Source organism: Nitrospiria bacterium (genome assembly GCA_036397255.1).
GTDB lineage: Bacteria > Nitrospirota > Nitrospiria > DASWJH01 > DASWJH01 > DASWJH01.
The window spans coordinates 1-12,370 of record DASWJH010000070.1 but is presented as its reverse complement, the minus strand read 5'-3'; the positions used below and the strand labels follow the sequence as shown (position 1 = coordinate 12,370).

General features: G+C 43.0%; 12 protein-coding genes. 4 read left to right on the top strand and 8 right to left on the bottom strand.

Going from position 1 to position 12,370, the window contains the following annotated elements; all coding sequences use genetic code 11:
• Window positions 1-25 precede the first annotated feature (25 nt).
• The 3 genes from VGB26_09070 to VGB26_09060 form a co-directional block, all read right to left on the bottom strand.
• A complete protein-coding gene (locus tag VGB26_09070; protein HEX9757939.1) occupies window positions 26-1,162 on the bottom strand; it encodes a hypothetical protein in 1,137 nt (378 codons plus the stop codon).
• Window positions 1,162-2,253, bottom strand: coding sequence for a 6-bladed beta-propeller (locus tag VGB26_09065; GenBank protein ID HEX9757938.1), 1,092 nt, complete (start codon window positions 2,251-2,253; stop codon window positions 1,162-1,164). Before VGB26_09065 ends, VGB26_09070 begins: the two co-directional genes overlap by 1 nt.
• A gap of 69 nt (window positions 2,254-2,322) precedes the next feature.
• A complete protein-coding gene (locus VGB26_09060) occupies window positions 2,323-3,126 on the bottom strand; it encodes a cytochrome c3 family protein (GenBank protein HEX9757937.1) in 804 nt (267 codons plus the stop codon).
• 445 nt (window positions 3,127-3,571) lie between these two features.
• Here VGB26_09060 and VGB26_09055 point away from each other — a divergent pair, with 445 nt between their 5' ends.
• Window positions 3,572-3,943, top strand: coding sequence for a c(7)-type cytochrome triheme domain-containing protein (locus tag VGB26_09055; protein HEX9757936.1), 372 nt, complete (start codon window positions 3,572-3,574; stop codon window positions 3,941-3,943).
• Window positions 3,944-4,022: 79 nt separating this feature from the next.
• Window positions 4,023-4,694 carry a c(7)-type cytochrome triheme domain-containing protein gene (locus VGB26_09050; protein ID HEX9757935.1) on the top strand — a complete coding sequence of 224 codons (672 nt, stop codon included), beginning with the start codon at window positions 4,023-4,025 and terminating at the stop codon, window positions 4,692-4,694.
• 379 nt (window positions 4,695-5,073) lie between these two features.
• On the opposite strand, the gene VGB26_09045 is transcribed toward VGB26_09050, so the two are convergent.
• Complete coding sequence (locus VGB26_09045; GenBank protein ID HEX9757934.1) at window positions 5,074-6,387, bottom strand: UDP-glucose/GDP-mannose dehydrogenase family protein; 1,314 nt, start codon at window positions 6,385-6,387, stop codon at window positions 5,074-5,076.
• Between the two features lie 399 nt (window positions 6,388-6,786).
• Between VGB26_09045 and rsmI the strand changes: the two genes are divergently transcribed.
• The gene (rsmI, locus tag VGB26_09040; GenBank protein ID HEX9757933.1) at window positions 6,787-7,500 is read left to right on the top strand and encodes a 16S rRNA (cytidine(1402)-2'-O)-methyltransferase; all 714 of its coding nucleotides are present in this window, start codon (window positions 6,787-6,789) and stop codon (window positions 7,498-7,500) included.
• Here the strand turns inward: rsmI and bamD are convergent.
• Both bamD and VGB26_09030 read right to left on the bottom strand, forming a co-directional pair.
• Entirely contained in the window at window positions 7,497-8,027 is a 531-nt protein-coding gene (gene bamD, locus VGB26_09035; GenBank protein HEX9757932.1) for an outer membrane protein assembly factor BamD, read from the bottom strand. The two genes, rsmI and bamD, sit on opposite strands and share 4 nt — an antisense overlap.
• Window positions 8,024-9,397: a diguanylate cyclase gene (locus VGB26_09030; GenBank protein ID HEX9757931.1), complete on the bottom strand. Its 1,374-nt coding sequence runs from the start codon at window positions 9,395-9,397 to the stop codon at window positions 8,024-8,026. Before VGB26_09030 ends, bamD begins: the two co-directional genes overlap by 4 nt.
• Before the next feature lie 244 nt (window positions 9,398-9,641).
• Here VGB26_09030 and VGB26_09025 point away from each other — a divergent pair, with 244 nt between their 5' ends.
• On the top strand, window positions 9,642-10,652 hold the full coding sequence (locus VGB26_09025) for a class I SAM-dependent methyltransferase (protein ID HEX9757930.1): 1,011 nt from the start codon (window positions 9,642-9,644) through the stop codon (window positions 10,650-10,652).
• A gap of 213 nt (window positions 10,653-10,865) precedes the next feature.
• Here VGB26_09025 and VGB26_09020 read toward each other — a convergent pair whose 3' ends face one another.
• A complete protein-coding gene (locus VGB26_09020; protein ID HEX9757929.1) occupies window positions 10,866-11,387 on the bottom strand; it encodes a DUF6036 family nucleotidyltransferase in 522 nt (173 codons plus the stop codon).
• On the bottom strand, window positions 11,374-11,547 hold the full coding sequence (locus VGB26_09015) for a hypothetical protein (protein ID HEX9757928.1): 174 nt from the start codon (window positions 11,545-11,547) through the stop codon (window positions 11,374-11,376). Before VGB26_09015 ends, VGB26_09020 begins: the two co-directional genes overlap by 14 nt.
• Window positions 11,548-12,370 lie beyond the last annotated feature (823 nt).

Below are 12,370 nucleotides of genomic sequence, written 5' to 3'. Positions count from 1 at the left end.
ACTGTAAAAATCCGATCACTGCTCCCTACTTCGCATGACATGAAAGACAAACAAGACTCCCCCTGTTTCGGTCTTGGTTGTTTGCTCCAACATAAGACGCCATTCGAAGAAAGAGGGAATTGTTTACCGACCTTGGTTCCACAAGGGGATCCACGTTTGCGGGCGGTTGACCCGAGGGATAATTGGGGTTACCACTTGCTTCATGGGGGTTGTGACATGAAGCGCATTCAATATACGGTTCATTTAAATTTTGAGGGTTTGAAGGGTATGCCCTAAGCCGGTCACTTTTATCCGTGGGAAGGGGGTAATTTCCTCCGCCACTAGGATCCCGGGAGATCCACATCACGGAGTTGGTCCCTTGGATCCTCCCTCCCTTGCTCGCAATCCCTATGCAAATCTCATTAAATTGGGGATCGGTTCCGCAGGGAATGGCCATGCTAATGGGATGATCATCTGATAAATCCGTGGTTAAGTTTGGAAAAGGGGCCGCACCTGAAATTCCCGAAGGAGTAACCCCATCGCTTTCAAAATAAGCGAATCCCCCCGCAGTACTATCCCTTAATAATTCATTAAAACTCGTAGAATCCCCCACAGAACTGGTATTGGCCGCAGGACCTGTTAAGGTAAGGTTCCCGGTACCCACCGCGCCTCCAAACCCAAACCCGGTTTTATTGACGGAAAAATATCCCCCTGAACCTGGAAAGTTAATCAAAGCGTCAAACCCAATGGTCCCATCATGGCAAGAGAGGCAATCCAGAGAAACCCCTTTGGGTTTCCCGGGGGTATTGGTGGTGTCTTTTGCATCAAAGTTAGGACTGGAATAGGGAATGTAATAACTGCTGTTTTGTGTGGGGTCAGGCGGAATCCGGCGGTTCCAAAGGGGAGCCGCTCCTCCCGCCACGTCGGTTCTTCCACCGTGGGGGGTATGGCAAAAAACACAGATTTCTTGTCTCAGTTTTATGGTTCCATCGGACGCCCTAATGTCCGGATTGGCGGCCAAATTATGTTTGGTGTGCCGGACATCCTCGGATGCAAATAAAAAAGGAATCGCACCAATAAAAACCAAAAGAGCAGAAACAAAAATTCCCAATTTTATTTTCACCGGATTTCCTTTTATCCCCTGGGTTTGGGATTTTTGAGATGAATCAAAAAAAGTTTTCATTATGATCCCTCTTGAATTTCATCAACAACCTGGGCTTTCTCTTTTTCTTTGGAAGGGTCTTGAGAGGTCGGCTCAGATTGACTGATGTATTGATAAACATTGATCCGATGATTATATTGATCAGCCACATAAATCCGATTCTGGTTATCAATATCCATTCCCGCCGGAAGCCAGAACTGTCCCGGTTGGTAACCAAAGCCCCCAAAAAAGAGCAACAACCGGCCTTGATCATCAAAGACTTGAACATTGTTAAATGCGGCATCCGCCACATAAATATGCCCTTCCTTATCCACCGCAATTCCTTTGGGTTTTGAAAAATGACCAAAGGCGGTTCCTACGGCGCCAAAAGTGGACACAAAGGTGCCATCCGGTTCAAAAATTTGAACACGGAAATTAAAGGTATCCGTTACATAAATTCTTCCTGTTGAATCAATAAAAAGATGGGTGGGAACATTAAACTCCCCTTTTTCAGTTCCCCTTTGTCCGATTTCAAACAGGAATTCCCCGTCTCCCAATTTAAAAACCTGTAGGTTATGTTTTTTTCGATCTACAACATAGATCCTGGCTAAGGGTTCATTCAACGCAACGGCAACAGGTTGATCGAATTGGCCCCGTTTTCCGATGGCGTAAATAAACTGCCCCTCCCGATCATAAACCACGACCCGCCTTTGTAGACCATCCGCCACATAAATATTGCCTTCCGAATCCGTCGTCACCCCTGCAGGCCCACTGAGCATTCCAGGTCCATCCACACCGATAATAAAAAACCTTCCATTGGGGTAGTCGAATACAAGTACCTTTCTCCAACCTGTATCGACAACAAAAACTCTTCCCTCTTGATCCGCATGAACCGCATAAGGCTTCACCAAACGGGCTTCGGGATCACCTCCAACCAATACCCGTTTAATTTTTCCAAAAAAAGATTCTTTTCCAACCTCACCTGCAGAGGTAATACTTTTAACAAACTTAATCCGCGGTGGATCCGGCGGTAAAGGCCAAACCATATCTCGGGTGGGAGCTGGGGTACCGGCACATCCTACCATTAAACCCATCAAAGGGAGGACCATGATAAAAGAAACCTTTTTTTTCATTTCAAGTTTCATTTCCTTTTTCTTTTTAAAACAAACTCTATTCCCCTTTTGTGTTTTTTCCATGTTTCATTATTTTGAATGACAGGTTAAGCATAATGCGCTCCCTTTATTTGAAACTCTAAGGAACGGGTCTCTCCCTTCCATATCCTTTTCATCGGGATCATGGGGATCGTGGCAGGAGGCACACTGAACCTTGTCCCCTTCAAAAGTCTGCACCCCATTGGGAAACATGCGGCCCCCGTCTTCCTTTGGAATCATGGGTTGATTAAAACCGGGATCAAGGTCCCAAGTTGGAAATTTAATAGAAATCGGATGATCATCTCTTAAATTTTTAGTTAAATACCGAATTGTTGCGTCGTGGGCCCCGCTTAACCCACCATAGGCACCCTCTGAGCGATTGTGGCATTTCCCACAACTGTCACTTCCGGATTGCCCTTCAAGGCTCATTCGGTAATGTGTTCCCGAATCATCAAAAGCGTGGTACTTAGGCGGATTTAGTACAGAATCTACTGCAACAGACCCGTCATGACAGGAAAGACATGCTAACGAAACCCCATCCGGACCCACCCCCACCTTTGAATCAAAATTGGGACTGGAATACATTTGGTATTCAGTCAGTTCAGGCAACTCACGGTTCCACAGAGGGGCAACGGGACTGGCGTTGTGGGGGGTGTGACAATAAATACAGGTTTCTTGATAATTGTTAAAGGCAGCACCGGTCATGGGACCGGTGTCCGTTCCGTAACCCCGTTGGTTAAAAAAGGTCAGATCGTGCCGTGATTGTATAATGGAATTACCCTGTGCGGACCAATAGGACCCTCCCACCGTTATCAACAAACAGGATAAAATAAAAAATAGACGTCTAGTGGTCATGTTCTACCAAAGGGTAAACTCCATTACGCATTAGGCACTTAAAATTCTCCTATCTCCGCTATTTTCAAGGTTAAATTAATAAAAATGAAGAGGTTATGTCAAGCAAAAATCTCTTTTTTACTTGGTTTTTGATCACAACCGAACCTTTTTTCAATTTATCTGTAAATTTTTTCTTTTTTAATCCAAAACCCCCTCCGTTTATTTTCATTTATATGAAATCTCCTTGAATGATTCAGAGAAATGCAAATCATAAACCTTTTCCCCTCAGGTTCTTTAAAAAAACCAAAGTCTCCTTTTTCTTGCCAACCCCTTCAACAGATTTTTATTGACATATGCTTGACCCCTATGGTAACTACGTTTAAAATGTTTTGGATGGTGCCTTCATCTTATTTTTTTTTGATCGTTACTAAACCTTCTGGCGTTATTTTAGGAAAAAGGATACGGAATGAAAAATAAAATAATATTCGCCGTTTTATTAATCCTGGCCTGTTTCACCCTTCCCGCTCTTTTCAGCAAAAAAGTTGCGGGTTATTATGGAGATATCGTTCTAAACAGCAAAGCGGAAAAACGTGGGATGCCTCCCGTGATTTTTCCCCATTGGATTCATCGGGCAGAGTTTAAATGTAAGGTGTGTCATCCAGCCATTTTTGAAATGAGGGCCGGCTCCAACGATATCGACATGAAAAAAATTGTGGATGGACAGTTTTGCGGAAAATGCCATGATGGAACCATTTCGTGGAAACCGGTTAATTGCGCACGCTGTCATGCTGGGAGGCCAGGGATGACAACGGGCCCTCTGGAGGGGTTTCCCCAGTGAGACTTGCTTTTTTCTGACTTTTTGCCATTTATTTTTGGAGTTTAAAAATTAAATTTCTTGGCCTTTAAGGAAAAATAAAATGAATATAAGGAAACACATCGTATTTTTTTCTTTAATGTTCACCGTAGCTATTTTTATTCTTTATGCCTGTGCTCAAACCCAGCAAGCCACGCCACCCTCCTCAACCCAAACCACGGGTCCAACCCTTACCCCCCCTCCAGCACCAGTTGTACAACAGGCCCCACCGGGAATGGATTTTCTTTCCTATTCGGGGAACCTTTCTGAACCCAACGGTTTTCCCGAGCCGGGCCCCCCCTATGCACGTCAAAATAGTAATCCCCCCACCGCCCTAAGGGAACTTCCTACCGATTCTCTGGGATTGCCCAATTGGGTTACTTCGGGGGGAATGAGCCGTGCCAGCGGAGAAGCCCTTTATACCATGAATAAAGATGCTGTGGTGATTCATCCCCGGGATGACCTTTCTGGGGAAAAGAAACCCACCCCTCCTTTTAATTTTAACATCGAAATTCCCGCCATCGGTGCAATGCCGAACGTCATCTTCCCACATTTCCCCCACACCTATTGGCTGGATTGTGCCAATTGTCATCCAAGTATTTTTATCATGAAAAAAGGGGCAAACCCCATTTCAATGGTAAAGATTACCAATGGGGAATACTGTGGAAGGTGCCACGGCCGGGTAGCCTTCCCGTTGGCGGAATGTGATCGTTGCCACGTGAAACCAAAACCGTAAAATCTTCTTTTTTTTCCACCAAAACTCCCTACCTTCCATTTATCATTCCGAACCTTGTCTTCATTGGAAACAGAAGAGGAACAGAGTCTTTTGTGTCATTGCCGTGGAAATTTTTAAATTTTAATCTTCACGAACGGACCTCAAAAAGGATAAACTCGAAATCCAAAGACGAATTTCGAGGCAAGGGAAAAGAAGGGAAAAGGAGGACTGTCGGGGGGAGTTTTTTTCCCCTAGCACCTTTAACACTGGAATTATTTTTGAATTTCCAAAATTGGTGCTTCTATTTTTGGAATTCAGATTATCCAGGCTTTGGCCTTGTTTGGATCTTGGTGTTTTATTTTGTTTTAAAATTTGGGATTTGGATTTTGAGGTTTTTTAATTAAAATTCGGACGGCTTACGGCCAACACCGATATAGCGGAAACCCAGTTTTGCCATTCTTAAAGGATCATAGACATTGCGAAGGTCAATAAAAACCGGTTGGGTTATAATCGATTTAATTCTATCAAGGTCAAGATTTCGAAATTGATTCCATTCGGTCATGAGAATCAGAGCATCGCATCCCTTGGCAGTCTCATAGGCATCAGACCCATAGTATACATTTTTTAATACCTTTTTTGCCTCATCCATTGCAATAGGATCAAAAGCCCGGATCGTGCTTCCTTTCTTTAAAAGGGATTCAATAATTGCCACGGAAGGACTTTCCCGAATATCATCCGTATTGGGTTTGAAGGAAAGGCCCAAGACCCCTAGGGTTTTGTTTTGAAGATCCCCAACAGCCCCGCGGATTTTTTCCACCATTCTGTCCCGCTGTTTTTCATTGACGCGGATGACCGCTTCAACAATTTCAAATGTATACCCTTGTTCACGGGAAATTTGTGTAAGGGCTTTTGTATCTTTTGGAAAACAGGATCCACCAAATCCAGGCCCCGGGTGCAAAAATTTGGACCCAATCCGCCGGTCAAGGCCCATCCCTTTCGCAACCTGATGCACATCCGCGTTGACCCGCTCACAGAGGGCGGCCATTTCGTTGATAAATGAAACTTTAGTGGCAAGGAAGGCGTTAGAGGCATATTTAATCATCTCCGCACTCACTACATCGGTAATTACAAAGGGAGTCTCTATCAAGTATAAAGGACGGTAAAGGTCTTTTAGAATCGCAATGGCCTGAGAACCATTGGTCCCAATCACCACCCGGTTGGGCCTCATAAAATCTTCAATCGCAGATCCTTCCCGCAAAAATTCGGGGTTGGAAACGATATCAAATTCCCCTCCCTCTTTTTTGTTTTTCTGGATAATTTCTTGAATTTTAGCCCCCGTTCCTACTGGAACGGTACTTTTGGTCACAATCACCTTATATCCATTTAGGTGACTTGCAATCTCTCGTGCCACACCTTCCACGTAAGAAAGATCCGCCGAACCGTCTTCCCGCGAAGGCGTACCCACTGCAATAAAAATCACCAAGGATTGTTGGATCGCATTTCCCAAATCGGTTGTAAACGAAAGCCTATCTTCCTTTGAATTTTTTCGCACAATTTCTTCAAGGCCAGGCTCATAGATGGGCAAAATTCCTCTTTTTAAATTCCGAATTTTCGTTTCGTCATTATCCACACAAACCACTTTATTGCCGAATTCCGCAAAACAGGCCCCTGTCACTAATCCCACATAACCTGTTCCCACAACGCAAATATTCATCCTTCCTCCTTTTACACATAATAAAAACAATCTAATTTACCAAAAAATACGAACCCAAACAAGGGGATTTATATTTTTATTGAAAAAGATTTCCAATCTCAAATCACTCTCTTTAAACAAGATCTCTCCCCTTAAATGCTTTTTAAAAAAAAAAAGAAGGGTCGGGGGGGGATTTTAAAATTAAAACCCATCCTTCTCGGGAGAAAATCCCAAAATATCTTTCTTCCCGTTGGGGAGAAAGAGCCCAAACCACTCCTCTCCCCTTAGGGGAGAGGGTAAGTTAGGGGACTGGATTTTCAATGCATGCTCTGGCATATTAATGAAATCAGCCCCACTTTCTCCCCGGTCTTTACACCTCCCCTTAGGGAAAGGGTTAATGGAAGAGAAAACAGGTAAAATATGATTGAGAAAATAGGAGAACTTTTCGTCGTTTCCACCCCCATTGGAAACCTGGAGGATATTACCCTCCGAGCGTTAAAAACGCTTCATGAAGCGGACATCATCGCTGCAGAGGATACTCGCCATGCCAAAAAACTTTTAAACCACTTTCAAATCCATACCCCTCTAACCAGTTACCATGACTTTAATAAAGAAGAAAAAAGCGAAATTTTAATCAATAAATTAAAAGAAGGAAATCATATTGCGGTGCTGTGTGATGCGGGAACCCCCACCATCTGTGATCCCGGGTATTATCTCATTCGAAGGGCAATTCAATGTGATATCCGGATCATACCCATCCCAGGACCCACAGCGTTAATTGCTGCATTGACAGGGTCGGGTGCCCCTCCGGATCGGTTCACCTTCGAAGGTTTTGCCCCAAGAAAACGTGGACCCCGGCAACGGTGGTTTGAATCCCTCCAACAGGAAACGAAAACCATTCTTTTTTATGAATCACCCCACAGAATTCTATCTTGTTTAACCGATTTAATCAGTGTTCTCGGAGATCGGGACATCATCTTGGCAAGGGAATTAACAAAAACCTTTGAGGAATTCATTCGGGGAAAGGCAACGGAAATTAAAACCCAGTTAGAAGAAAAAGCCATCCGAGGGGAAATTACGGTAATTATTGAAGGAATTAAACGTTCCAAAAAAAACAAAAATAAAAACCATTAATTTTGTTGGGGGGGTTCAATGGGTTTTTCCTGAGGCTCCTTGAATTCCTCCTGGGTTTCTTTCCTTTTTTTCTCCGTCTCAATATCAATATCGATTAAACGCTGAAGGTCATCTTTTAACCGTTTATTTTCTATTTTCACCTCATTGAGGTTATTTAAAAAGCTGATCCAATTCTTGACCTCGTTTGCCCGAGGGTGCATGGGGTTTTGTATTAGGAACTGCTCGAGCTCTTTCACGGCTTTGAGCTCATCCCGTTTTGGATTATCAAAATAAAGAAGGGTGTATGCCAGCCCAATCCGGGCATCAGCGGAAAGGGGATCAAGGGAATAGGTATCTATCACATAACGAAAAGTCTTTTCAGCATCTGAATATTCTTTTTTCTTGAACAACTCATGGGCATAATTTAGCGAGTGAAGGGGCCCCGATGAATCATTAAACGGTGGGGTTTGAGGGGAAACCTGAATAGTAAGACACCCGGATAGGGCAAACGACAAAAAAATGGAAATAATTTCTTTTTGCACCTTCATAGGGACCTCCGTTGATCCACCACATAGAGACTTTTGGAAAAGGTTTTCGCGTACTGTTTGAGCTGCGCCGCTATTTCAGCGATATGTGCAGGGCTGCTTAAAGGCCTTTTATCATTTGTGACCACTGCGATGGAAAGGGTCATGATAGGAAAGGCCTGCTCCTTGTCTTTTCGATCCTTGGAAATAATGAACCCCCTTTTTACATCCTCAGGATCATAATAACGGGTAATTTGTTCATCGAATTGTTGAATAATGCCTTCACACAGAGGAGAAATACTGGCCATACTAATGACCAAAACAAAATCATCTCCCCCGATATGACCGATAAAATCATTGGGAGCCCCCAACCGTTTAACGGTATCCACCAAAATGCTTCCCATCCCTTTTAGCAATTCACTTCCCCGGGCATATCCATATCGATCACTAAAAGCTTTAAAATTGTCCAAATCAACAAGACAAAAGGCAAACTTCGAATCGGAATGAAGGCGGGTCAAAATTTCTTTTTCGATGGCCAAATTTCCCGGCAAACGGGTTAAAGGATTGGCGTCCAGATTCAATTCCTCCAGGGTTCGGAGGCGATTGCTCATCCACTGAAAGGACTCAGCAAGATCCCCCACCTCATCTTTTATTTGTGGGATTGAAGTTACCCGATCAAACTTCCCTTCTCCAATAAATCGGGTGGCTTCCTTAAGTTTCCGAATCGAAGAGGATAAATTATAAATTAAAAAAGTGGAAAACCCAAACCCGAAAATCCCACTCACCAGGCAAAGGAAAACAGTAACGTAAAAAGCTTCTTCTCCAATTTGATGTGTTTTTAAAATTTTTTCGTTTTGTTCTTTATTGATTTTCTTGTTCACTTTTTTAATTTTTTCCATTAACTCTTCAAAGGTCACCCGGATGAAGTCCTTTGATAGGGTTTCTGCCTTTTGTTCTTCCCCTTGATCCAGTAAATCTATTTTATTTTTGACATAGGATTCGTAATTTTGGTGTAACGTCATAATTTTTTGTAATCCCGATTCTTCTGGAGAAATATGGGATCGGTACTCCGCCCATAATTGTTTAAACTCTTTTCCGCGATCATCAAAAAGGGTTTTAACGGCGGGATCTTTAAGCACCGAATAGCGTTTTTCATACAAATTTTGAACAAGAAGGTTTTCTTCCATTTGATTTATGAGTTTTGAAAAGACAAAATCCTGTTTGACCATTCCTTCACTGATTCCCCTCAGCGTATTGAGTTTCACCAAGGCATATCCGCCGACCAGAAGGGTCAAAGCCACCATTGCCACAAACCCTAAAAAAAGTTTTTTTGCTAATGCAATCCGAAGAGGCCCGGTGAGATTGGCTAAATTAAACAATTTTAGAAAAGGCATGAAATGGTCAATGAGGAAGAAAAATTTTTAAACCCAAGCAGGTAGTCAAACCTTCGTGCCCACTTTTTTAAAATTTTTCTAGGAGCCCCAAAAAGAAGGGGATTCTTTTTTCCAAAAAGCTCCGTTAAAATTATACGAGTCCCCCCAACAGGATTCAAGAACAAAACGAATTTATTATTGACACAAAACCCTTTGACGTTTATGGTATTAAAGAAACTAAATAGGACCCTTGCAAGACCTTGAGATGGTTACGAAAAATCCTGATACAGCCCTAATTTCCGAAAAAGCGATTCAATCCCCCTTGGGCGCAACAACCCAAAACCAGGGTTGCGATCTTTGCGGAGGTCTTTCCTATCAAGTCTTCTACCGAAAAGGGAGGCATGGGGCTTCCTTAAACACTGTGATCTGTAAGGAGTGTGGATTGGTTTTTATCCATCCCAGACCCAGTGATCATGAAAACTCTGGGTATTATCGAACCCACTATTGGAAGGAATACAAAAACCAAAAGAACCCCGATGAGAAATTCTTTAAAAGGAGAATTCCAAAAATTCAACCCATACTGGATGAGTTGCGGCCCTTTTTAAGTCCGGGAATGAATATTCTGGAATGTGGCTGTAGCGTGGGGGCACTCCTCTCCTGTATCAAATCCGTTGTGGGAAATAGCGGAAAAGTCATCGGAATAGAACCCGACCAAAAACAATCAGATTACGCCCGCCAGGAAAAAGGTCTGGATGTCCGAACCGGTTTAATTCAGGAAATCACGCCTCAACTCAAACATGAGGAATTTGACCTCATCGTCATGAACCATGTTCTTGAGCATACCACCAGCCCAACTCAGGTCTTAATATCGTTGAAGGAATTACTTAAAACCAATGGATTTTTAATTGTAGAAGTCCCCAATATCGAAGCCCCGGGGTCAAGGCTTTCTCATTTTTTTCACCCTGCCCACCCCTTCTGTTTTTCACCCGTCACCCTTCGCAGGCTTGCCTATAAAACCGGTTTTTCTGTTGAAAGAATGGAATCGCGGGATGGGGACTTGCCCAATGTGCACCTTTTTGCGGTCATGAGAAAACCCGAATCCCAAGAAAAAATCCCTTCCCCTAAAATAATCCGGGATGATACGGAATTTCGCGCCGAGGCTCTCAAGAAATACGAACGCTGGTACTGGCTTACCGCGGCAACGATCCGGAAGAAATTCACCCACTGGATGCTCCAGAGAACCCCCTCCTCCCCAGGAAAAAATTCTTCTCTTTAGACCCGTCATTCCCGAATGGTTTTATCGGGAATCCAGGTTTTAAATTTCCCCCTTTAGCAAAGGGGGAAAGGGGGATTTTACGATGAGGGTTTTCCGATCTCCCTCCCGTCATTCCCGAATGGTTTTATCGGGAATCCAGGTTTTTAATTTTTTCCTTTTAAAATGGGGTTTAGATGGGTTAAGAGCATAGATTTTCTTCTAGGATCAATTTTCTCATTCGCTCAACATCTGATTAAATCGTTGAACGTTCTTTCGAAAAGGGAACAACGCGGTATCTTTTACTGAATGCTTAATGGCGATGTTTGCAGACTCCTTCACCTGTTCGGGTTTAATGTTATATTTCTTGGCAACAAATATTCCGTCATTGATATCTTCTTCAGAAAAACGCCGAAGTTTGGCCACAATAAAATCAACGGGTGAAAGGATTTTGACTTTTAATAGGGCGTCTTCATAGACCACAAGGGTCCTTTCCTGATAATCGGGTGGCATTCCCACAACAGACCATCCAGAAATATTTTCGCTTAGATCAGCCGGTATCTGATGGCCCTTCAAAAAATGAAATAACCCCTCAAGGTCTCCCTTAACCTCGGCGTCCACATCTACGGTAACCCTCTCCTTTTTCCCGTAAAAGTGAAGGGCCAAACCACCGATTAGAATAATTTCAAGGGGACTTTTTTTTTCTTGAGTAAAGGTTTTTAGAAGAGTGAGAATGTGATCCGCATTAATCTGAGACAAAATTTAAAGCCTCCAGAAATTTACGATAATCCTTTTCATCGATAGGACCAGTTTTGGTTTTAAGCGGTTTACGCCGAGTCGAATATAAAACCATGGTTTTAAAATGGCTATACCAAATGCAAGCTTTTTGATAAGCCGATTGGATTTCAGGTTTATCCAAATAGTCTTCCCAAGGCACTTGGTCATTGAAAAGAATTTCTAACCAAAGAAGACCCCTGGCCCTTGGCTCCCGGAGAACATCTTCCAAAGAATCCAACCCCGTATAGTATGGAATTAGTAAGAAGGATGTTTTATTTTTTTCCAAAATTAAATACCAATGCTAATTGTTTTTTAAAGGTTTATTCTAAAAATACCTCCATCACTATAGCAATATTCTACCCCTTTTTCCACATAATCAGACCAAGATCCTCTTTTTAAGGTTTGTCCTTAGGGGGCCCCTTTTGCAAAGGGGGCTAGGGGGATTTTACGATGAAGATTTTCCCAGTCCCACTCCCGTCATTCCCGCGGAACCTGTCCTCGTTTGGTTTAAAACCGGAGCGGGAATCCAAGAATAAGGAAAATATTTATTAGGATAACCAATGTACACTTGAAAGGGAGGTCATAAAAAAACAGGAAGGGTCATTAAGCCCGAAGCTTTTTCCTTTGACGAGTTCGTTTGGTCCCACGAAAAGACCGGCGCGCAACTTTTACAAGGGACCGAATCGCTTCATTAACCGCTTCTTCATTTGGAAATGCTTCAGCAACATCCGGACTTAATAAAACCAGATTAGTTCCCTTTTGGTAGGATTTTAGTTTGGGGTCAAATCTGCTCTTGGTTTGGGGTCGTTTGGGGGTTTGGGGTCGTTTGGGGTCAAATCTGCTCTTGGCTCATCTTTGAATTTTTATCCTTATTTCCTCAAACCGTTTTGCTGTCCTTCTATCCTTCTCCATCTCCCTGCCCATCCTTCCAATGACACTGCTTACCCCTGAATATCCATCCATCC

Coding starts and splice junctions, on each gene's coding strand:
- VGB26_09070 (HEX9757939.1), bottom strand. CDS start 1,162: ATGAAAACTTTTTTTGATTCATCTCAAAAATCCCAAACCCAGGGGATA.
- VGB26_09065 (HEX9757938.1), bottom strand. CDS start 2,253: ATGAAAAAAAAGGTTTCTTTTATCATGGTCCTCCCTTTGATGGGTTTA.
- VGB26_09060 (HEX9757937.1), bottom strand. CDS start 3,126: ATGACCACTAGACGTCTATTTTTTATTTTATCCTGTTTGTTGATAACG.
- VGB26_09055 (HEX9757936.1), top strand. CDS start 3,572: ATGAAAAATAAAATAATATTCGCCGTTTTATTAATCCTGGCCTGTTTC.
- VGB26_09050 (HEX9757935.1), top strand. CDS start 4,023: ATGAATATAAGGAAACACATCGTATTTTTTTCTTTAATGTTCACCGTA.
- VGB26_09045 (HEX9757934.1), bottom strand. CDS start 6,387: ATGAATATTTGCGTTGTGGGAACAGGTTATGTGGGATTAGTGACAGGG.
- rsmI (HEX9757933.1), top strand. CDS start 6,787: ATGATTGAGAAAATAGGAGAACTTTTCGTCGTTTCCACCCCCATTGGA.
- bamD (HEX9757932.1), bottom strand. CDS start 8,027: ATGAAGGTGCAAAAAGAAATTATTTCCATTTTTTTGTCGTTTGCCCTA.
- VGB26_09030 (HEX9757931.1), bottom strand. CDS start 9,397: ATGCCTTTTCTAAAATTGTTTAATTTAGCCAATCTCACCGGGCCTCTT.
- VGB26_09025 (HEX9757930.1), top strand. CDS start 9,642: ATGGTTACGAAAAATCCTGATACAGCCCTAATTTCCGAAAAAGCGATT.